Annotated in this window: 22 protein-coding genes; 7 read left to right on the plus strand and 15 right to left on the minus strand. The window is 71.2% G+C overall.

Annotated features, from left to right (window positions below):
* Nucleotides 1–19 precede the first annotated feature (19 nt).
* Genes LV457_RS00735 through LV457_RS00745 form a run of 3 tightly spaced genes read right to left on the minus strand, consistent with a single transcriptional unit; the run spans nt 20 to nt 2,921 of the window.
* On the minus strand, nt 20–1,000 hold the full coding sequence (locus LV457_RS00735; RefSeq protein ID WP_232168428.1) for a nitronate monooxygenase family protein: 981 nt from the start codon (nt 998–1,000) through the stop codon (nt 20–22).
* Nucleotides 1,001–1,013: 13 nt separating this feature from the next.
* The gene (locus LV457_RS00740) at nt 1,014–1,778 is read right to left on the minus strand and encodes a 3-hydroxyacyl-CoA dehydrogenase (protein WP_232168429.1); all 765 of its coding nucleotides are present in this window, start codon (nt 1,776–1,778) and stop codon (nt 1,014–1,016) included.
* 51 nt (nt 1,779–1,829) lie between these two features.
* On the minus strand, nt 1,830–2,921 hold the full coding sequence (locus LV457_RS00745) for a CaiB/BaiF CoA-transferase family protein (protein WP_232168430.1): 1,092 nt from the start codon (nt 2,919–2,921) through the stop codon (nt 1,830–1,832).
* A gap of 67 nt (nt 2,922–2,988) precedes the next feature.
* Here LV457_RS00745 and LV457_RS00750 point away from each other — a divergent pair, with 67 nt between their 5' ends.
* Nucleotides 2,989–3,801, plus strand: coding sequence for an enoyl-CoA hydratase (locus tag LV457_RS00750; RefSeq protein ID WP_232168431.1), 813 nt, complete (start codon nt 2,989–2,991; stop codon nt 3,799–3,801).
* A 9-nt stretch (nt 3,802–3,810) separates the two neighbouring features.
* Here LV457_RS00750 and LV457_RS00755 read toward each other — a convergent pair whose 3' ends face one another.
* From LV457_RS00755 to LV457_RS00765, 3 genes are all read right to left on the minus strand, one after another.
* Nucleotides 3,811–4,497: a CPBP family intramembrane glutamic endopeptidase gene (locus LV457_RS00755; RefSeq protein ID WP_232169184.1), complete on the minus strand. Its 687-nt coding sequence runs from the start codon at nt 4,495–4,497 to the stop codon at nt 3,811–3,813.
* Nucleotides 4,498–4,544: 47 nt separating this feature from the next.
* The gene (locus LV457_RS00760) at nt 4,545–5,693 is read right to left on the minus strand and encodes an NAD(P)H-binding protein (protein WP_232168432.1); all 1,149 of its coding nucleotides are present in this window, start codon (nt 5,691–5,693) and stop codon (nt 4,545–4,547) included.
* A gap of 72 nt (nt 5,694–5,765) precedes the next feature.
* A complete protein-coding gene (locus LV457_RS00765; RefSeq protein ID WP_232168433.1) occupies nt 5,766–6,287 on the minus strand; it encodes a gamma carbonic anhydrase family protein in 522 nt (173 codons plus the stop codon).
* Between the two features lie 92 nt (nt 6,288–6,379).
* Here LV457_RS00765 and LV457_RS00770 point away from each other — a divergent pair, with 92 nt between their 5' ends.
* Nucleotides 6,380–7,105: a fasciclin domain-containing protein gene (locus LV457_RS00770; RefSeq protein ID WP_232168434.1), complete on the plus strand. Its 726-nt coding sequence runs from the start codon at nt 6,380–6,382 to the stop codon at nt 7,103–7,105.
* Here LV457_RS00770 and LV457_RS00775 read toward each other — a convergent pair.
* Together LV457_RS00775 and LV457_RS00780 are read right to left on the minus strand one after the other, a co-directional pair.
* Complete coding sequence (locus LV457_RS00775) at nt 7,102–7,899, minus strand: crotonase/enoyl-CoA hydratase family protein (RefSeq protein ID WP_232168435.1); 798 nt, start codon at nt 7,897–7,899, stop codon at nt 7,102–7,104. The two genes, LV457_RS00770 and LV457_RS00775, sit on opposite strands and share 4 nt — an antisense overlap.
* Entirely contained in the window at nt 7,896–9,053 is a 1,158-nt protein-coding gene (locus LV457_RS00780) for a thiolase family protein (protein ID WP_232168436.1), read from the minus strand. The genes LV457_RS00775 and LV457_RS00780 overlap by 4 nt, the downstream gene beginning before the upstream one ends.
* 79 nt (nt 9,054–9,132) lie before the next feature.
* Here LV457_RS00780 and LV457_RS00785 point away from each other — a divergent pair, with 79 nt between their 5' ends.
* The gene (locus LV457_RS00785) at nt 9,133–9,780 is read left to right on the plus strand and encodes an NAD(P)H-binding protein (protein WP_232168437.1); all 648 of its coding nucleotides are present in this window, start codon (nt 9,133–9,135) and stop codon (nt 9,778–9,780) included.
* Here the strand turns inward: LV457_RS00785 and LV457_RS00790 are convergent.
* The 5 genes from LV457_RS00790 to LV457_RS00810 form a co-directional block, all read right to left on the minus strand.
* On the minus strand, nt 9,777–10,430 hold the full coding sequence (locus tag LV457_RS00790) for an enoyl-CoA hydratase-related protein (RefSeq protein ID WP_232168438.1): 654 nt from the start codon (nt 10,428–10,430) through the stop codon (nt 9,777–9,779). The genes LV457_RS00785 and LV457_RS00790 overlap by 4 nt on opposite strands.
* Nucleotides 10,420–11,043 (minus strand): TetR family transcriptional regulator, encoded by a 624-nt coding sequence (locus LV457_RS00795; RefSeq protein WP_232168439.1) that lies wholly within the window; start codon nt 11,041–11,043, stop codon nt 10,420–10,422. Before LV457_RS00795 ends, LV457_RS00790 begins: the two co-directional genes overlap by 11 nt.
* A gap of 29 nt (nt 11,044–11,072) precedes the next feature.
* The gene (locus LV457_RS00800; protein ID WP_232168440.1) at nt 11,073–12,836 is read right to left on the minus strand and encodes a DUF3556 domain-containing protein; all 1,764 of its coding nucleotides are present in this window, start codon (nt 12,834–12,836) and stop codon (nt 11,073–11,075) included.
* A 141-nt stretch (nt 12,837–12,977) separates the two neighbouring features.
* Nucleotides 12,978–14,213, minus strand: a complete 1,236-nt coding sequence (locus LV457_RS00805) for a WS/DGAT domain-containing protein (protein ID WP_232168441.1) — start codon at nt 14,211–14,213, stop codon at nt 12,978–12,980.
* Nucleotides 14,210–15,139, minus strand: a complete 930-nt coding sequence (locus LV457_RS00810) for an alpha/beta fold hydrolase (RefSeq protein WP_232168442.1) — start codon at nt 15,137–15,139, stop codon at nt 14,210–14,212. Before LV457_RS00810 ends, LV457_RS00805 begins: the two co-directional genes overlap by 4 nt.
* 85 nt (nt 15,140–15,224) lie before the next feature.
* On the opposite strand from LV457_RS00810, the gene LV457_RS00815 reads away from it, so the two are divergent.
* From LV457_RS00815 to LV457_RS00830, 4 genes are all read left to right on the plus strand, one after another.
* Entirely contained in the window at nt 15,225–16,073 is an 849-nt protein-coding gene (locus LV457_RS00815) for an alpha/beta fold hydrolase (RefSeq protein WP_232168443.1), read from the plus strand.
* 137 nt (nt 16,074–16,210) lie between these two features.
* On the plus strand, nt 16,211–17,047 hold the full coding sequence (locus LV457_RS00820; RefSeq protein WP_232168445.1) for an NAD(P)-dependent oxidoreductase: 837 nt from the start codon (nt 16,211–16,213) through the stop codon (nt 17,045–17,047).
* A gap of 69 nt (nt 17,048–17,116) precedes the next feature.
* Nucleotides 17,117–18,682 (plus strand): Na+/H+ antiporter, encoded by a 1,566-nt coding sequence (locus tag LV457_RS00825; RefSeq protein ID WP_232168446.1) that lies wholly within the window; start codon nt 17,117–17,119, stop codon nt 18,680–18,682.
* 18 nt (nt 18,683–18,700) lie between these two features.
* On the plus strand, nt 18,701–19,054 hold the full coding sequence (locus tag LV457_RS00830) for a Fe-S protein (protein WP_232168447.1): 354 nt from the start codon (nt 18,701–18,703) through the stop codon (nt 19,052–19,054).
* On the opposite strand, the gene LV457_RS00835 is transcribed toward LV457_RS00830, so the two are convergent.
* Complete coding sequence (locus tag LV457_RS00835; protein ID WP_232168448.1) at nt 19,044–19,397, minus strand: hypothetical protein; 354 nt, start codon at nt 19,395–19,397, stop codon at nt 19,044–19,046. The two genes, LV457_RS00830 and LV457_RS00835, sit on opposite strands and share 11 nt — an antisense overlap.
* A gap of 78 nt (nt 19,398–19,475) precedes the next feature.
* Nucleotides 19,476–20,027: a pyridoxal 5'-phosphate synthase gene (locus LV457_RS00840; protein WP_232168449.1), complete on the minus strand. Its 552-nt coding sequence runs from the start codon at nt 20,025–20,027 to the stop codon at nt 19,476–19,478.
* Nucleotides 20,028–20,064 lie beyond the last annotated feature (37 nt).

A 20,064-nucleotide genomic window follows, 5' to 3' on the forward strand; every position in this document is an offset into this window, starting at 1 on the left:
GCACGCGGGCGGGTTTGCCTCAGACGGTGCCGACCAACCCGGCGAGCCGTTTGGTGATGATGTCCTCCGCCTCGGCGACCATCCGGGACACCAGCTCTTCCACCGTGGGGATGTCGTTGATCAAGCCCATCGAGGTGCCGACACTCCAGATTCCGGCGTCCAGATCGCCGACCTCGTAGACCTTCACCCCGCGCTTCCCCGCCACCAGATCCTTCACGTCCTCGAACTGCCCGCCGCGGTTGAGGATCTCCACCACCTCGCGCGACACCGCGTTCGACGCCACCCGCGCGGTGTTGCGCAGCGGCCGGAAGATCAGCTCGGTGTCGCGCTCCGACCCGGCGACGATCGCTTCCTTGACGTTCTGGTGGATGGCCGACTCGACGGTGCACATGAACCGCGAGCCCATGTTGATGCCGTCGGCGCCCAGCGCCAGCGCCGCCACCAGGCCGCGGGCGTCGGCGAACCCGCCCGATGCGATCATCGGGATGTCGATCTTGTCCGCCGCGGCGGGGATCAGCACCAGGCCCGGGATGTCGTCCTCGCCGGGATGACCCGCGCATTCGAAGCCGTCGATGCTGATGCCGTCGACCCCGAGGCTCTGCGCCTTGACCGCGTGGCGCACCGACGTGCACTTGTGCAGCACCTTGATGCCGTTGTCGTGGAACATCGGCAGATGCGGGGCCGGATTCGAGCCGGCCGTCTCCACGATCTTGATGCCGGCGTCGACGATGACCTGCCGGTACTCGTCGTACGGCGGCGGGTTGATGGTCGGCAGGATCGTCAGGTTCACCCCGAACGGCTTGTCCGTCAGGTCGCGGCAGCGCGCGATCTCATCAGCCAGGTCCGCGGGCGTCGGTTGGGTGAGCGCCGTGATGAAGCCCAGCGCGCCGGCGTTGGCGACCGCGGCCACCAACTCGGCGCGGCCCACCCACTGCATGCCGCCCTGCACGATCGGGTGCTCGACCCCGAACGTCTCGGTGAACTTCGTCGTCAGTGTCATGTCCGCGCCGCCGCTACCGCGGGGCCATCCGGATCGCGCCGTCGAGGCGGATCGTCTCACCGTTGAGCATCGGGTTCTCGACGATGTGGACCGCCAGCGCGCCGTACTCGTCGGGATCGCCGAGGCGGGCCGGATGCGGCACCTGCTTGCCGAGCGACGCCTGCGCCTCCTCGGGCAGCGACCCGAGCAGCGGCGTCTTGAACAGGCCGGGCGCGATGGTGCACACCCGGATCAGCTCGCGCGACAGGTCGCGGGCAATCGGCAGGGTCATGCCGACGACGCCGCCCTTGGACGCCGAGTAGGCGGCCTGTCCGATCTGGCCCTCGAACGCCGCGACCGACGCGGTGTTGACGATGACGCCGCGCTCTTCGCCATTCTTTCCGGCGAGGGGCTCCGTTCTGGCGATGCGCTCCGCACTCAGCCGCAGCACGTTGAACGTGCCGATAAGGTTGACCTCGATCACCTTGCGGAAGCCGTCGAGCGGGAACGGGCCGTCCTTGCCCAGCGTCTTGATCGCGTTGCCGATGCCGGCGCAGTTGACGTTGATCCGCAGTGGGCCCATCTCCTCGGCGGCGTCCAACGCGGCCGTCACCTGCTCGGGGTCGACGACGTTCGCCTCGACGAACTTCGCCCGGGCGCCCAGCTCGCTGACGGCCTCCTCGCCTTTGAGGTCGATGACCACGACCGACGCGCCGCGGTCCAGCAGGCGCTTCGTGGTGGCCAGGCCCAGGCCGGAGGCTCCGCCGGTGACAACGGCGACGGCGTCTTTGATCTCCACTCGTATATTCCTTCCCGGCCGGCCCGCACCGACCTACTGGTTGGTTGGGGACTATACCCAGTCGCGCAGCACGGCCTCGGTGTCCGCCCCGGGCACGCCCGGCGGGGTCGGCCGAGCCGGGGAGGTCCGCGAGAACCGCGGGGCCGGCGCCGGGAACAGGTGGTCACCCTCGCGGTAGAACGTGTGGCGCTCGGTGTTGTGCGGCTCGCTTTCCACCTCGCCGAACGACAGCACCGGGGTGACGCAGGCGTCGCTGCCGGCGAACACCTGCGCCCAGTGGTCGCGGTCGTGAGCGGCGAACGCCTCGGTCAGCGCGGCCCGCAGCTCGGGCCAGCGGCCCATGTCGTTCTGATCGGGCAGCGAAGCAGGGTCCAGCCCGAGCTTGGCGAGCAGTTCGGCGAAGAACTGCGGCTCGATCGCGCCGACGGCGACGTAGCGGCCGTCGGCCGTCTCGTAGGTGTCGTAGTAGGGCGCGCCGGTGTCGAGGATGTTGACGCCGCGCTCGTCGGTCCACATGCCCATGGCGCGAAAGGCCCACATCATCTGCGCGAGCACGCTCGAGCCGTCGACCATCGCCGCGTCGACGACCTGCCCGACCCCGGACCGTTCCCGCTCCCACAACGCCGCCAGGATGCCGACGAGCAAGAACATCGAGCCGCCACCGAAGTCGCCGGCGAGGTTCAGCGGCGGCACCGGGCGCTCGCCCGCCCGCCCGACGGCGTGCAGCACCCCGTTCAGCGAGATGTAGTTGATGTCGTGGCCGGCCTGCTGGCTGCGCGGGCCGGTCTGCCCCCAGCCTGTCATCCGGCCGTAGATCAGGCGCTCGTTGACCTTCGCGCAGTCCTCCGGGCCCAGGCCGAGCCGCTCGGTGACGCCCGGGCGGAAGCCTTCGATCAGCACGTCGGCCTTCGCGACGAGCCGCAGCACGAGCTCGCGGCCCTCGTCGGTCTTGAGGTTGGCGCCGACGGAGCGCCGGTTGCGCAACAGCTGGTCGGCGCCCTTGGTCGGGATGCCGGGGCCCTTGCCCGGCCGCTCGACGCGCACGACATCGGCGCCGAGGTCCCCGAGGATCATCGCGGCGTGCGGACCGGGGCCGATACCCGCGAGTTCGACGACGCGCAGCCCTTGCAGCGGACCCGCCATGACAACCTCCAAGGTTCGAGTGACCGGGCGCATCGCATTGTGCCGTACTCACTTACAGTGAGTGACCATGACCACAACCCAGTCCGCCGTCGACGCGCTGCCCGCCGTCGACGGCCTGTCGGTGGCGTTTGCCGACGGGGTGCTCACGGTGACGATCAACCGGCCCGAGAGCCTCAACGCGCTGACCGCGGGTGTGCTGAACGGCATCGCCGACGCGATGACCGCCGCCGCCGGCGACCCGCGGGTGAAGGTCGTCCGGCTCGCCGGCGCGGGCCGCGGCTTCTCCTCGGGTGCTGACATCAGCTCCGATCGCGGCGGCGCCGACACGGTGCCGATGGAGACGCTCGACGCGGCGGACCGCGCGGCGCGCTCGATCGTCGCGGTGCCGCATCCGGTGGTCGCGCTCGTGCACGGGCCGGCGGCGGGGGTGGGCGTGTCGCTGGCGCTGGCGTGCGACGTGGTGCTGGCGAGCGACAAGGCGTTCCTGCTGCTGGCGTTCACCAAGATCGGCCTGATGCCCGACGGCGGCGCCTCCGCGCTGGTGGCCGCGGCGATCGGCCGCATCCGGGCGATGCGGATGGCGCTGCTCGCCGAGCGCATCTCGGCGACCGAAGCGCTCGAGTGGGGGCTGGTGTCGGCGGTGTTCCCCGCCGAGGAGTTCGACGCCGAGGCCGACAAGGTGGTGGCGGCGCTGGCCGCCGGCCCGGCGGTCGCACTGGCGAAGACGAAGGCCGCCGTCAACGCCGCGACGCTCACCGAGTTCGACGCCGCGCTGCGCCGGGAGTACGACGGACAGTCACAGCTGTTGCAGGCGGCCGACGTACGCGAGGGGATGCGCGCCTTCCAGGAGCGCCGCGCCCCGAAGTTCACCGACGCCTGAGCGGGCCGCCTACAGGCCGAAGATCGGCGGAAGCGCGAACACCATCACCGCACCCCAGATGAAGTGGGTGAGCATCGGCGCCAGCACGCCGCCGGTCGCGCGGCGCAGGACGGCGCACACGGTGCCGAGGATGATCGCGGCGAAGCCCAGCATCGGGTTGCCCGCGGCCATGGTGACCGCGATGTAGAGCAGCGTCGAGATCAGCACCGGGTGGAAGTTGTGGAAGGCGCTGTAGAGCGCACCGCGGAAGAACAGTTCTTCGGCGATACCGTTGGCGACGGTGATGGCGGCGACCAGCGGGAGGCTGCCCTGGTTGGCGTAGATCAGCACGTTGCGGACGTAGTCGGCGACGGGCGGGATCTCCCGGACGACGAAGCCGCCGACGATGAACGCGGCGCCCAGCAGCAGCCCGATCGTGATGCCGGTCAGCACCGGCCGTTGGTTGCGGCCGCGCCAGCAGATGCGGCCGAGGTGCAGCGGTCCGGACGCGAAAGCGCCGGTGGCGAAGATGACCGCGAGCGCGAGCGTCCACCAGTAGAAGCTGGACCCGCCGGGGGGCTGCGTCAACGACGCGCCGAGCACCGCCGCGCCGACCACCAGGACGACCGCGACGATGATGCGGCGCCGCCGCACGACCGCGGGCCATTCGGGGTGCGGCAGCGCCTCCTTGCCGAGGTTCTCGAGCCAGTGGCGCAGCGCGCCCGCTTCGGGGTCGGCGCAGGTGTCCTGGGTCACGCTGGTGGTCACGTCGACCTCTTCGGCGTCAGGCTGACAAGGGTGTCCGCCCAGGCCCGCAGGGCGGCGGCGACCGGACCGGGCACCGCTTCGAGCAGGTCGAGCGCTTTGCGGGCCGGCGGCGGCGTGACCGCCATGGCCAGTTGCTGCAGGCGCAGCGCGTCGCCGCCCGCCCACCGCGGGTCGGTGTCGGCGAGGTGGTGCGGGTCGGCGAGCCGGTTCACCGGCTGCGGCAGGTGGTGGGACAGCGCGGCGGAGACGGCGTCGTCGGTGCTGGTGAGCCCGCCGGGCGGGTCGGGGACGATGTCGCGCAGTCGGGCGTCGGATGCCGTCATCGGATAGTCGAGCGACTGGATCAGGTCAGCGGCCAGGCCGGTGGGTACGGGGACGACGGTGCCGGCGACGCGTGCCATCAACGCCTTGGGGATGAGGGCCTGGGCGCCGTTGAGCGGGAGTCCGGCGCGCACCGCTCCGGTGGCACGCAGGTACGAGCCGAGCAGCCCGCCGTAGGTGGTGACGTCGGGGCCGGTGATGTCGAAGGCGCCGGCGGGCACGGTGTCCGGGTCGGCGGCCGCGACGAGGTAGTAGAGGACGTCGCGGATGGAGATGGGTTCCATCTTGTTGGACGCCCAGGACGGCAACGGGATGACGAGCAGGCGGTCAGCGACGTAGCGAACCATCTCAAACGATGTGGAGCCCGCCCCGATGATGACCGCGGCGCCGAGCCACACCACTTCCGGGCCGCCGTCGACGTGCAGCGCCTCGGCGACCTCGGCTCGGCTGGCCAGGTGCTCCGACAGCGTGTCCCCGTCGGGAACGAAGCCGCCGAGGTAGACGATGCGGGTGACCCCGGCGTCGCGTGCCGCCTCGGCGACGTGCGTGGCCGCCGCCCGGTCGGCGTCGCGGAAGCCGGGCTGTCCGATGCCGTGGACGAGGTAGTAGACGACGTCAACGGCACCGGCGTCGGCGAAGGCCCGCCGCGCCGAGGCGGCGTCGTTCGCGTCGAGACCGACGGCCGTCACCTCGTCGAACCAGCCGTAGCGCCGCAGCCGCTTCGGCTTGCGCGTGGCGGCCACCACCTGGTGCCCGTCGCGCAGCAGCTCGGTGACGAGCCGCGAGCCGACGTATCCGGTGGCCCCGGTGACCAGAATTCGCATCGCCGGTACCGTACCCACCTCCGTCCGGGCGCAATCCGCGGCGGATCCGGTCGACGATGACGTCGGTCACACTCATCCGGCGTCGCGGTGCAGGTCGATCAGCTGGCGGTAGACCTCGGCGTTGAAGCGGTTGCCCTGCACCTCGTCGTCGGTGAGCTCGCGACGGACCTTGCCGGGCACCCCGGCCACCATCGACCGCGGCGGGATCACCATGCCCTGCGGGACGAGCGCACTGGCCGCCACCAGCGAACCCTCGCCGACGACCGCGCCGTTCAGGATCACCGCCCCCATGCCGATCAGGCAGTCGTCCTGCACGGTGCAGCCGTGCAGCACGGCGTTGTGGCCGACGCTGCAGTTCGCTCCCACCCGGACCGGGAAGCCCGGGTCGACGTGCACGGTGACACCGTCCTGCAGGTTGCTGCCGGCGCCGATCTCGATGGCCTCGGCCTCGGCGCGCAGCGTCGCGCCGTACCAGACGCTCGCCCGCTCGGCGAGCCGGACCCGGCCGATGACGGCGGCGTTGGGCGCCACCCACGACTCGGCGGCGAACTGTGGCGCGTGACCTGCGATCGCGACGATGAGCGGCTCGGGCATGCCCGCCATCGTAGAAACCGCCGATTTCACCTCGACGGACGCCAGCCCCTACTATCCACTGCGGCGCCGCAACGAGGGAGAAAAGCCGAAGCATGAAGAACCGCACCAAGTCCGCGTTCGCCGGTGTCGCGGTCGTCGCCGTCGCGCTGTCCGCGGCGGTGACCGCCCACGGCGAGCCGACCCCGACGCCCAAGCCGACCACCGTGACGCTGCCCGACCTGCAAGGTTCTGGCTGCGATGCGCTGAAGAAGGAATTGACGGCCACCGACCCGAACGCGCTGCAGACGCTGTCGAAGCAGTCGGTGTCGGCCAACATCGCCGCGATCCCCGAGCTGTCGACGTTCTCGTCGGCGATCTCCGGCGGCGTGAACCCGGCGGTGAACGTCGTCGGCGTCCTCGACAACGGCCCCTACACCGTCTTCGCGCCCACCAACGATGCGTTCGCGAAGCTCGATCCGGGCACGCTCGAGCTGCTGAAGTCCAATCCGGCGGCGCTGACGGACGTCCTGTACTACCACATGGTGTTGAGCATCCTGGGCGTCGACGACGTGCACGGCAAGCTCACGACACAGCAGGGCAAGCAGGTCACCGTCGAGGGCAAGGGCGGCGACATCAAGGTCGACGGCGCCAAGGTGCTGTGCGGCGCGATCACCGGCGGCAACTCGCGGATCTACCTGATCGACACGGTGCTCGATCCGGCCAAGGCGCTGCCGGCGGATCAGACCAAGGCCTCGCCGACCAGCTCCTCGCCGAGCTCGACACCCAGCTCGTCGCCGAGCGCGCCCGCGGCGGCCGAGGCCGCGCCCCCCGCCGCCTAGCGGCCCTGCCAGACGGGCGGCCGCTTCTCGGCGAACGCCCGCGGGCCTTCCCGCGCGTCCTCGGTCTGCATGACGGCGATCGCCTCGCGCGTGGTGGCGTCCCAGCCGGATTCGTCACCGGGCACGGGCCGGCCGTCGGTGCGGTAGGCGACTCGCTTGCTGGCCTGCACGGCGAGCGGCGCGTTCGCGGCGATGGTCTCGGCCAGCGTGACGGCCGCGGCCACCTCGTCGCCGTCGGGGACGACCTCGTTGACCAGGCCCCAGCGCGCTGCCGCCGCGGCCGTGATCGGCTCGCCGGTGAACAGCATCCGCAGCGCGACCTTGCGGGGCAGCGTGTCGACGATGCGGAACGCGCCGCCCGCCGCGGCCAACAGGCCGCGCTTCACCTCGGGCAGCCCGAACATCGCGCTCTCGCGGGCGACCACGAGGTCGCTGGCCAGCGCCAGTTCGGTGCCGCCGCCCAGCGCGGTGCCGTTGACGGCGGCGATGGTCGGCTTGTCGATGAAGTGCCGCACGTAGCCGGCGAAGCCCCACTCCGGGTGCTGCGGATGGCTCAGGTGCTCGCCGCGGGCGATCGCCTTGAGGTCGGCTCCGGCGCAGAACGACCTGTCCCCCGCACCGGTCAGCACCACCACGCGGATGTCGCGGTCGTGCTGGGCGTCCTCGAGCGCGTCGCCGACGGCGGTGCTGACGGCGCCGTTGACGGCGTTGCGGGCCTCGGGCCGGTTGATCGTGACGACGAGGACGTTGCCCCGGCGCTCGGTGAGAGCGCCCGGGGCCGCGTCCGTCGTCACAACAGTTCCAGGATGGTGGCGTTGGCCTGACCGCCGCCCTCGCACATCGTCTGCAGGCCGTAGCGAATTCCCTTGTCGCGCATGTGATAGAGCATTGTGGTCATGATGCGGGCCCCGGAGCCGCCCAGCGGGTGGCCCAGCGCGATCGCGCCGCCGTTCGGGTTCAGCTTCTTCTCGTCGGCGCCGATGTCCTTGAGCCACGCCATGGGCACCGGGGCGAACGCCTCGTTGACCTCGAACACGCCGATCTCGTCGAGGCTCAGCCCCGAACGCTTCAACACCTTTTGCGTCGCCGGGATCGGCGCGGTCAGCATGATCACCGGGTCGGCGCCGGCCAGCGTCGCGGTGTGCACGCGGGCAATCGGCTTGCGCCCCAGCGACTGCGCCTTGTCGGCGGACATGAACAGCAGCGCGGCCGAGCCGTCGGAGATCTGCGAGGCGTTGCCGGCGTGGATGACGCCGTCCTCCTTGAACGCCGGCTTCAGCTGCGCCATCTTCTCGACGGTGCCGCCCCGGCGGATGCCCTCGTCCTTCAGTACGGTGCTTGTTTGGGTCCCCTCGCCAGTGGCCTTGATCGCGACGATCTGGTCGTCGAACGCGCCGGAATCCTGTGCGGCGGCGGCCTTTTCGTGCGAGCCGAGGGAGAACTCGTCGAGCGCGGTGCGGTCGAAGCCCCACTGCTCGGCGATCATCTCGGCGCCGATGCCCTGGTTCGGGGTGCGGTCGTAGCGGTCCTTGAAGCTCTGCGGATACGGGTTGCCGCCGCCTGCGAGCGACGAGCCCATCGGGGTGCGCGACATCGACTCGACGCCGCCGGCGACCACGACGTCGTAGTGACCGGCCACCACGCCGGCCGCGGCGAAGTGCACCGACTGCTGGCTGGACCCGCATTGGCGGTCGACGGTCACGCCCGGCACGGTCTCGGGCCAGCCGGCGGCGAGCAGCGCGGTGCGGCCGATGTCGAGCGCCTGCTCGCCGGCCTGCATCACGCAGCCCCAGATGACGTCGTCGACGATGCCCGGATCGATCCCGGCGCGCTCGACGAGACCGTTGAGCACCTGCGCCGACAGCTCGGCCGGATGCACCCCGGACAGGCCGCCGTTGCGCTTCCCGATCGGCGACCGGACCGCTTCGACGATGACGGCTTCAGCCATGTTCACTCCCTAGGTAGTTTGACGCCTGTCTAGTTCTTATCAGCCGACGCCCGAACCCCGACGCGTAGCGTCGCCATACATGGCGCACATCGTGATCATCGGCGGCCACGGCAAGGTCGCGCTGCACCTCGCCCGCATCCTCACCGGCCAGGGCCATCAGGTGACGTCGGTGTTCCGCAACCCCGACCACACCGACGACGTGGCGGCCACCGGTGCGGCGCCGCTGATCGCCGACATCGAGACGCTCGACGACGCCGCAGCAGCCGAGCTGGTGACGGGCCGCGACGCCGTGGTGTTCGCCGCGGGCGCCGGCGGCGGGGATCCGGCCCGCACCTTCGCCGTCGACCGCGACGCCGCCATCCGGTTGATCGACGCGGCCGCCGCGAGCGGCGTGCGCCGGTTCGTGCTGGTGTCCTACTTCGGTGCCCGCCCCGATCACGGTGTGCCGCAGGACGATCCGTTCTTCGCCTACGCCGAGGCCAAGGCCGCCGCCGATGCACACCTGCGCGCGTCGGGGTTGGATTGGACGATACTCGGGCCGGGCCGGCTGACATTTGGGCCGGGCACCGGCCGGATTGCCGTCGGCGCCCAGGCCGCCGACGGTGAGGTGTCGCGGGAGGACGTCGCACGGGTGGCCGCCGCCGTGCTCGCCGACGATTCGACCATCGGGCGCACCATCGAGTTCAACAACGGCGACGTGCCGATCGAGCAGGCCGTGGCGTCTTAGCCGGTGAGCGCCGCGACCGCCGGACCGAACATCGTCTGCTTGATCGCACCGAGCGTGCCGGCGTCCTTGGCGCCCAGCGCCGCGACGGACGCCACCGCGTCGGCCGTCACCCGGTTCTCGTCGGCAACGGCGTCGACGATGCCCGCCGCGAGCGCGTCGGGTCCGCCGAAGCGTCGGCCGGTGGTCATCGCGCCCACCGCGGCCTGCGGGGTCAACTTCGCCTGGATCAGCGCCGCCATGCCCGGCGTGAACGGGATGCGGATGTCGACCTCGGGGAAGCAGAAGTAGCCGCGATCGGTGCGCATCACCCGGAAGTCGTGGGCGATCGCCAGCATCGCGGCCGCCCCGAACGCGTGGCCGGTGATGGCCGCGGCGGTCGGCATGGGCAGCGTCAGCAGGCGGGCCAGCAGCCCGTGCACCCGTCCGACGTACCAGTCGCCGCGGTCGCTGTTGGCCGCGAGCCACTCCAGGTCGAGCCCGTTGGAGTAGAACTTCCCGGAGGCCGTGGTGACCAGCGCGGTGGCGCCGCTGTTTGACAGGCCGTCGAGCGCCGCATCGAACGCGTCGAGGAAGTCCGGTGAGAACCGGTTCTCGTCGTCGCCGAGGTGTAGCACCGCGACGTCGCCGTCGCGGGTCAGCTCAATGCTCATCGTTTCTCCTTCGTTTCGGCGGCGGTCCGACCGCCACCACCGCACGCACGGCGGCCACCAATTGCCGGCGGGCCACCGGACTGCCGATGCGGTTGCGCGACAGCAGGATTGCGGTCGGCAGGTCGACGACGCAGATGGTGACGACGTCGACGGCGGCACTGTCGCGGCGGCCCCATGCCACCTCGGCGAGCCGGACCAGCAGCGCGAGCAGCTCGCGGTCGAGGTCGGCGAGGGCAGCCGACGCCGCGGGATCGTCGCCGACGAGCTGGTGACGCGGCACGTCGACGAGCAGTCGCGCCGACTGCGGGTAGCGCTCCGCGAACACGGCCGGCGCGTCGGCCGCGGCGACGATGACGTCGGCCGGATCCGTGCTGTCGCCACGGTGGGCGTCCACCAGTCCGGCCTGGAGATCGAGGAACCGGCGAGCGGCGCGCACCCAGGTATGGCCCAGCAGCGCACCGCGGGAACCGAACTCGTGGTAGATCGCGCCGTTGGACACCCCGGCCGCGGCGGCCACGGCCCGCGTGGTGACGGCGCCGACGCCCGCCGATGCGGCCAACGACTCAGCGGCGTCGAGGATGACGTCGGGGTCGTGGAGCCGCGGCCGAGGCACTCCCCGACAGTAACAGAGCGATCGCTCTGCTACTGAGCGGCGTCGCGCGGCCGGATCTTGCTCTCGCCGTGGACGTGCACCGGCACGGTGTCGTCCCAGGGCTGGCGGGTCACCATGTCGGCAACGCAGACGTGGCCGCGCTCGAGCTCGCCCAACGCGGCGTCGACGATGCGGTACTGCTGGGTCTGCCGGTGGATCGGCTGGCCGTCGAGCACGATCACGCGCACCTCGCCCGGCTCGAAGTGGCAGCGCTCCTGCAGGGCTTCGATCAGCTGCTCGTTGCCCATGTGGCCGTCGCCGAAATTCCAGCCGATCGCGGTGGAGACGATGCGCTCGCCGTCGGTGATGGTGTAGTCGGCCTCGTCGCGGTCGGCGAGCGCGCGGTGCACCAGCGTGAACAGCGCCCGGCCGTGGCTGTTGAACGATCGGAAGGCATAACCCATGTAGAGGTACATCTCCGCGGTCTCCTTGCTGCCGTAGTACCGCTCCAGCTGAGCGGCGGGCATGCTGGCGATCGCCACAATGCCGTCGGTGATCTTCTGCGCGGCCGACGGCGTGAGACACCACAGGTTGGTGTCCCAATTGCCGGCGTAATACCGCATGCCCGGCAGGAACGACACCTTCGGCGGGTTGACGTTGCCGAGCACTATGCAGGTCACGAGCACCAGCGTCAGCGCCGCGATGGGCAGCGGCTGCGTCACGTCCGACAGCCCGTAGCGCGCCTGCCCGACGAACAGCGTCACGACGCCGAAGATCATGAACACGTTCCACTCCAGCGGCACACCCATCGGGATCGCCGACAGGATGCCGAGGTGGAAGACGATCATCGCGGTCGCGGCGATCGCGGTGGGCCAGCCGCCGTGGCAAAAGAACAGCGCCAGCGGCACCAGCAGCTCGATCGCGGTGCTGACGTGGGCGACGATGCGCGACGGGCGGCCGGGCCGCAGATCGTCGGGGAAGTGTTCGAAGAACTTCCGCTTCAGCCAGCGCGGCCGCAACACCGGGTTGTTGCTCATCATCGTCGAGATGACGAACGGGAAGTGCTTGGTGAACTTGGAGGTGGCGGCGCCCATCCAGATGATGACGCAGATGATCTTGGCGGCGACGATCATGTCGACGACGCTGTACGTCGCGAACAAGAAGGTGACGGTGAAGCTCGCATACACCTCGCCGCGGGCCGCCAGGAAGATCACCTTGTCGCGCAGCCCGAGCACCGCGAGCAGGCCGAGGATCGCCCAGATTTGCCAGCTCGGCAGCACGCCGACTTCGGTGTCGAAGCCATCGACGGGTCCGGTGCCGTTCCAGAACAGCGCGACGAGCAGCATCACCAGCAGCGCGCCGTAGAGCGCAGCGTCGACGGGGGTGCGCCCGGTGCCTTTCGTCAGCGGGATCCGGTTCGGCCACGGCGGCAGCCGGATGGTGCCGGGCCGCAGCCAGTACAGGATCGAACCCATCGGCGGGAAGAACCGGTTGTTGAGCGGGCCGAACCCGCAGCCGAGGCCGACGACCTCGAAGAGCATGGTGTAGAGCACGACCTTCTGGAAGACGATCGGCTCCGTCCACCACTGCCCGACGTCGGTGAAGCCGTCGACGCCGGTGGTGGCGAGCGCGAACAGCCAGCCGCCCAGGATGTAGAGGCAGATCTTGACGACGTAGAACAGGTGCAGCGCCACCGGCGTGCCGAAGCCGACTTCCGCCCAGTGCAGTGCCATCGGCCGGATCTTCTCCGCGCGCGTGCCCTTGCTCCACTCCTCGTAGTCCACGACGGGCGCGTCTTGTGTGAGGAAACCCATGGCGAAGAGATTAGAACGTGTTCTAGTGCCGGCGGGACCCAACTTTTACTTTCGGTCGTTGATCTCCACGCCAGGGCGGGATTTCGGGCGTTTTGCCGCCACTGGGTGGATATCGACGCCCGAGTGTGGAAGTCAACGCCGTCAGGTGGCACTCCACCGCTCGGCGAGGTCGGCAAGGTAGCGATCGACGTCGGGGAGCGCGCCCGCCCGGGCGTGCACGCTCACCGCGACGGTGTCGCCGATGCCGTGCACGCCGTGGGTCAACCCCATCGTCGGCGACAGCGCCGGATAGCCGGCCGTGAACAGCACCGGCGCACCGCCCAGGTGCAGGTCGGCCGGTCCGCGGTGGACGCTCGAGACCACGGTGTTGCCGGCCACCATCGCTGCGCGGGCCGCCGGGTCGAACTGCGCCACGCCCCACCGCAGCAGCGGCGCCGGGGTGGCGGCGAACGCGCGGTCGGCGGCCGCCAGCGCGGGGTGCTCGCCGCGCTGCCGGTGCGCCCGCAGCCGGTCGGCGATCGCCGACCGCCGCCGGTCGACGGGCAGGTCCGGGCGCAGCGGCACGCCGACGGCCCGGAAGTGGTTGTGGGCGGTGCGCGGCCCGGGCTTGGCCATCGGCACCTCGGCCGTCAGCTGCGCGGGGTCCTCGCCGGCGGCCCGCACCTGGGCGGCCAGCGCGTCGGTCACCGCCGCGAGCGCGTGCACCGTCACCGTGGCCCCGCGCGGGCGGGCCATGAGCAGCGTGCGCAGCAGCGGCGGCCCGGGCGGCGCGGTATTGGTGATCAGCGCCGGGCACAGCTCCCCCGGCGGCGGCACCGCGCCGGCGGCCGTCTCGGCGGTGAGCGCGCGGTGGGCCCTGGCCGCGGCGATCCCGCGCCGCAGCACGCCGCCGCCCGGTGCGGGTGGCACCGGCGCCACCGGCGCGTCCCGGCCGAGAAGCCAGGCCGCCAGCGCGGACGCGCGCGTGCCGTCGGCCAGCGCATGCGAGATCTGCAGCACCGCAACGGTTCCCGAGTCGCCGGTCGGCAGGGCGGTGACCGCCGGCCACAGGTGCAGGCGCCACGCCGCGACCCGGGCGTCGAGCACGGTCGTCGTCAGCGTGCCGAGCGCGGCCAGCAGCGCGTCCCAGCTCGCCGCCGGATGCACGACGATCTGCCCGTCGCCGACGCCGTCGGGAACCCACCGCGGATAGCGGAGTCGATGGTCGTCGGCGACGCGCAGCCGCAGGTCCGGGCAGCCGGCCGCGCGGTCGCGCACCTGATCGACCGCCTCGTCGAGGTCCGGCGCGCCGCCGAACGCGTAGAGCAGGAATTGGTCGTTGGGCAGCCGCCGGGACAGCCAGTAGAGCTGCGCGTCGACGGCCGCCAGCCGGGTCACGGCGCGGTCGGGCGGCCGATGAAGTCGAGCAGGTGGGCGGCCACCGCGTCGGGTTGCTCCAGCTGCAGGAAGTGACCGGCGGCGGGAACCGTGATGACGGCGTCGTCCGGCAGGATCCGGCGCACCCAGTTCGCCCAGGCCGGGCTGGCGCAGCCGTCGTCGGCGCCGTGCAGGTAGCGGGTGGGCGTCACGGGCCGCTGCGTCCAGTAGCGGTGCAGCTCGGTATAGGGCGGGGGCGGCGTGGATTTCCGCACGGTCGCCCGGTAGGCGCCCAACGCGGCGCGCCAACGGTCCGGCGCCCCGATGGCGTCGGCGACGTGCCGCAGGTCTTCCTCGAGCGCCGCGCCGCGGTACCCCGGCGACCAGTAGCGCCACAGCAGCGGCACCACCCACGACGCCGAGCGGTCCGGCAGCGCGGGCAGCTGGAAGTACAGGATGTACCAGCTGCGCAGCAGCTGCAGCGGCAACCGGGAGACGAGCCCGAGCTTGTTCGGCACCGCGCCCGGCGGCAGGAAGGCAGCCGGCAACGGCACGCTCATGATGGCGATCCGGCGGAACGGGCACTCCGGCAGGGCCGCGATGCCGGTGGCGGCGATGGCTCCCCAGTCGTGGCCGATCAGCACGTCGCGCCCGGTCGGCCCCACGGCGTCGAGCACCTGCAGCGCGTCGTGCATCTGCGCCGCCACGTGATAGGCGCCGTCGCGCGGGATGCCCGACGGTGCGTAACCCCGCATGAACGGTGCAACCACCCGCCACCCCGCCGCGACGAGCTGCGGCGCAACCCGCCGCCAGCCGTGGGCCGTATCCGGGAATCCGTGCAGGCACAGCGCCGTCGGAGTGTCGGCCGAGGCTCCGGGAGGTTCCCACACCAGCGCGCGCAGCGTGACCGCCGGCGCCTCGACGTCCAGCCATCGCGGTTCGGTCACGGGTCGAGGTTAGCCGCGCCGGTGCCCCCGCGCGGGGCGGTCGCGCAGCTGGGTAACGTGAGCCGGACCTGCCGGAAGGAGCGTCGTGACAGCGGAAACGGTGGAGTTCACGGGCGCCGAGGACCTGACGCTGGTGGCCGACGAGTGGAACCGCGGCGCGCCGACGGCCGAGGGCAAGCCGACGGTCCTCATGCTCCACGGCGGCGGCCAGAATCGGTTCTCCTGGAAGCAGACCGGCGACGTCCTGGCGCGGCACGGGCTGCACGTGGTCGCGATCGACGCGCGCGGGCACGGCGAGAGCGACCGGGCGCCGAAGGCCAATTACAGCGTCGATGCGCTGGCGGCCGACGTCTCGCGGGTGATCGGGCAGATCGGCCGGCCGGTCGCCATCATCGGCGCCAGCATGGGTGGGCTGACCGGCATCCTCGCCGCGCACGAGGCCGGACCGCAGCGCGTCACCAAGCTGGTGCTCGTCGACGTGGTGCCGCGCTACGAAAAGGCCGGCAGCGCCCGCATCCGCGACTTCATGTTCAGCCACGTCGACGGCTTCGACTCGCTCGACGCCGCGGCCGACGCCGTCGCCGGATATCTGCCGCACCGCACGCGGCCGCGCAGTCCCGAGGGGCTGAAGAAGAACCTACGGCTGCGCGACGGCCGCTGGTACTGGCACTGGGATCCGGCGTTCCTGACCGCGCCCGGCGACGACCCGTTCGTGCGGGTGGAGAAGATCGAACACGCGGCCGTCGAGCTGCGCATCCCGATCCTGCTGGTACGCGGCAAGCTGTCCGACGTGGTGAGCGTCGAGGGCGTGCAGCACTTCCTCGCGCAGGTGCCGCACGCGGAGTTCGTCGAGCTCTCCGGCGCCGGTCACACCGCGGCCGGCGACGACAACGACGCCTTCAGCGACGCGGTCGTCCCGTTCGTCGTCCGCTAGGGGCGAATCCCCGCCCAAACCGACGTTTCGGCGAGAAAGTGCGAGTAACGGCCGCCATTTCGTCGATCTCGGCGTCGGCGTGCGCGGGTGGATACCGTAATCTCATCGGCGAGAATGCCGTTTCCCGAGGAGGGCCGATGACCGGATCACTCGCAGGTCGCACGATGGTGATGTCGGGTGGCAGCCGCGGCATCGGCCTGGCGATCGGGCTCGTCGCCGCGAAGCAGGGCGCCAACGTGGTGTTCCTCGCCAAGACGGCCGAACCCCATCCCAAACTGCCGGGCACCGTGCACACCGCCGCCGCGGCGGTGGAGGCGGCGGGCGGTCAGGCGGCGGGGGTGGTCGGCGACATCCGCTCCGAGGACGACGTGCAGCGGGCCGTCGACACCGCCGTCGAGCGGTTCGGCGGCGTCGACATCGTCGTCAACAACGCCAGCGCGATCGCCACCGTCGGCACCGAGCAGCTGTCCGCCAAGCGCTACGACCTGATGCAGGAGATCAACGGCCGCGGCACCTTCCTGCTGACGCGGGCCGCCCTGCCGCACCTGCGCAACTCGCCGCACCCGCACATCCTGACGATCTCGCCGCCGATCAACCTCAACCCGCACTGGCTGGGCGCGCACCCCGCCTACACGCTGTCGAAGTATGCGATGACGCTGCTGACGCTGGGATGGGCGGCCGAGTACGCCGACGCCGGCATCGCCGCGAACTGCCTGTGGCCCGAGACCTACATCGCCACCTCGGCCGTCGCGAACATGGCCGAGGGCGATGCGCTGCTGTCGTCGTCGCGCAGCCCGGAGATCATGGGCGACGCCGCGGTCGAGATCCTGGGCCGGCCGGCTCGCGACTGCACCGGCCACACCTTCATCGACGCCCAGGTGCTCCACGACGCCGGTGTCGCCGACCTCTCGCGCTACGGCGGCGGCGCCGAGCCGGTGCTCGACATCTTCCTCGACGAGCGCGTCACCCGCTGACGCCGTTTCGGAACCGGCACCGCGGGGGATATCCGAGGGATTCGTTTCCGAACCCGACGGGAGTTCAGGTTGGCTGGTCTGACGCTGTTCCTGGGGCTGGTTGCCGCGACGATCGTGCTCGCGCCGCTGGCCCAGCGGCTCACGCTGCCCTATCCCGTGGTGCTGCTGATCTTCGGGGTGCTGCTCGCGTTCGTGCCGGGGGTGCCCACTCCGTCGGTCGATCCGGAGCTGATCCTGCCGCTCGTGCTGCCGCCGCTGCTGTTCGCGGCCGCGCGGCGGACGTCCTGGCGGCAGTTCCTGGACAACCGGCGGCCCATCGCAATCCTGGCCGTGGCGCTCGTGCTGGTCACCGCTTTCGCGGTCGGCGTGGTGCTGCAGCAGCTGGTGCCGGGGCTGCCGCTGGTCGCGGCGCTCGCGCTCGGCGCCGCCGTCGGTCCCCCCGATGCCGTCGCAGCCACCGCCGTCGCGCAGCGCCTCAAGCTCCCGCGGCGGTTGCGCACCATCCTCGAAGGTGAGGGGCTGTCGAACGACGCGACCGCACTGGTGCTCTACGACGTCGCCGTCGCCTCCACGCTGACGGGCGCGTTCAGCCCAGGCCATGCCGGGCTGGCACTGGCCGTCGCGATCGGCGTCGGCGTCGCGGTCGGCCTGGTGGTCGCGGGCGCCACCCGCATCCTGCTCGGCAAGCTTCCGCCACACCCGGCGGGCAGCGCGCTGGTGCTCGTCATGCCGTTCGTGGCCTACGCCGCGGCGGACGCCGCCCACGGCAGCGGGGTGCTCGCGGTGGTCACCATCGCGCTGGCGCTGAGCCGCTACGGCGACGTCGAGTCGACGCAGACCCGGCTCGTCGCCGGCAACATGTGGGAGATCCTCGAACTGACGGTGACGGGTGTCGCGTTCGCCTTCGTCGGGTTGGAGGTGCGGGCGGTCGCCCAGCAGGTGCCCGGCCCGCTGACCGAGCTCGTCGGGCAGTCGCTGATTGTGCTCGGCGTCGTGGTGGGCATCCGGATCTTCTGGATGTTCGTCGTCGGATCGATCGACGAACGGGCCCACCAGCACCGCACGGACGAGGCCGAACCCCACGGCTGGCGGGAGCTGGCCATCACGTCGTGGGCGGGCATGCGCGGCGTGGTGACGCTGGCGATGGTGCTGTCGCTGCCGATGGGACCGCAGCCCTTCCCCGAGCGGGAGCGGCTGATCTTCATCGCGTTCGTGGTGATCATCGGCACCGTCGTGGTGCAGGGCCTGACGCTGCCGTTCGTGGTCAAGGCACTGGGCGTCAGCGCCTCCGACGACGACATCGACGACACGCAGCAACAGCTGATCCGCCGCGCCCGCGACGCCGGACTGCAGCGCCTCGACGAAGTCCGCCAGCGCAGCGACGTCGACGACGACACCGCCGAGCACGCCCGCGAGAACGCCGAGCGCATGTGGCATTCGCTCGGGTACCGGCCGCACGACGGCGACGGCCGCGCCTCGGACGAACACGCGACCACCACCAACGCCCTGAAGGAGCAGGTGCTCGAGGCCGCGCGCAACGAGGTGGTCAACGCCCGCAGCGAGAAGGGCATGGATCCGACGATCGTGGACCAGGTGCTGCGGCGTCTCGACAGTCGGGGCAGCCAGCCGGAGTGACGGGGTTACGCTGACGCCGTGGAAGTACTACGTCACGTCATAGTCTTTCTGCACATCATCGGGTTCGCGATGGTCTTCGGCCCGTGGATCGGCGAGGTGCTGGCCCGCCGCCGGCAGTTCACCCGCGCGATGGAATGGGGCCTGGTCGTATCGCTGGTCACCGGGCTGGCGCTGGCGGCGCCCTGGCCCGCAGGCTACGAGCCGAACTACACCAAGATCACCGTCAAGCTGGTGATCCTGGTGGTACTCGGCGCCGTACTGGGCATCGGCCGTGCCCGGCAGCGGCGCTCCGGCCAGCCGGTGGAGCCGCCGCTGTTCTGGGCCGCCGGGCTGCTGTCCGCCGCCGCGGCGGGCATCGCCGTCATTGCGTAGGGGCACGTCCCCCGGGATGCGTTCCGGCGGCGTGCGCGTCGAACCACGCCACCGCCTCGGTCTCCGACGGCGCTGCGGCGCACTCGGACAGGCAGTCGTTGCAGCGCGCGTGCCAGCCCTCGTCGTCGCGCCACGTGTGCGGACGACCGGGCGGCACCCAGTCCGGTGACCAGCGAACGGCGAACGCGTAATCGACACGAGTGGTGACCGCCCATGCCAACAGTTCCAGCGCGTCGGTCGACACGCCGAGCTGATGGAAGCTGTTCATCGCCTGCATCTCGTCGAGCACCGCGTGATGGAGCAACTCGACGTCGCGCGAGCCCCACTCTTCATGTGCGTCCACGCGTCGAGTCTGCGCTCAGGGCGTGAAAGTGCGAGTGGCCGACGCCCTAGGCGCAGAATCACCGACAATTAATGCGTCTCACGGTGCCACTCTCCAGTTCTGACCGTCCGGCACGAAGACGATGCGGGTATGGCGACGATCGGTGGACCCCTGCCAGAACTCCGCACGCGTTGGCACGAGTCTCCAGACAGTCCAGTCGTCGGGGTCGACGCCCTCCTGCGCTTCGACACTTCGGGCCCGCAGATCGGCGAGGCTATCCGATCGTGACGCCTCGATCACGGTGCCGCGCAACCGAACTGAACGCACCAGCGGCTGCCACCAGAATGTCAGGGATGCCCGCGGACAGGCACGGAGCTGGTGGCCTTTCCCGCTTGATGCAGTGCCGGCGAACGCCCATCCCCGCTCGTCGACGTCCTTGAGCAACAGGATCCTGGCGTCTGGTGCGCCCGACTCATCGACCGTCGACAGCGTCATGGCATGCGGTTCCGCCACGCCGGCGCGGACCGCACCTTCAAGCCATTCGATGAAGAGCTGCACCGGATCGCGGGGCAGCGAATCGAGGTCGAGGGCCGGCCCCACCCCCGCCAGTGACGGCAAGGACCGCAAGAAGTCCCGGATCCGATCCGTCACGCCGACCGCAGCGGGGTGATCGCCGCGATCCGGGGCA

The organism is Mycobacterium sp. MYCO198283 (assembly GCF_021213805.1).
Taxonomy (GTDB): Bacteria; Actinomycetota; Actinomycetes; order Mycobacteriales; family Mycobacteriaceae; genus Mycobacterium.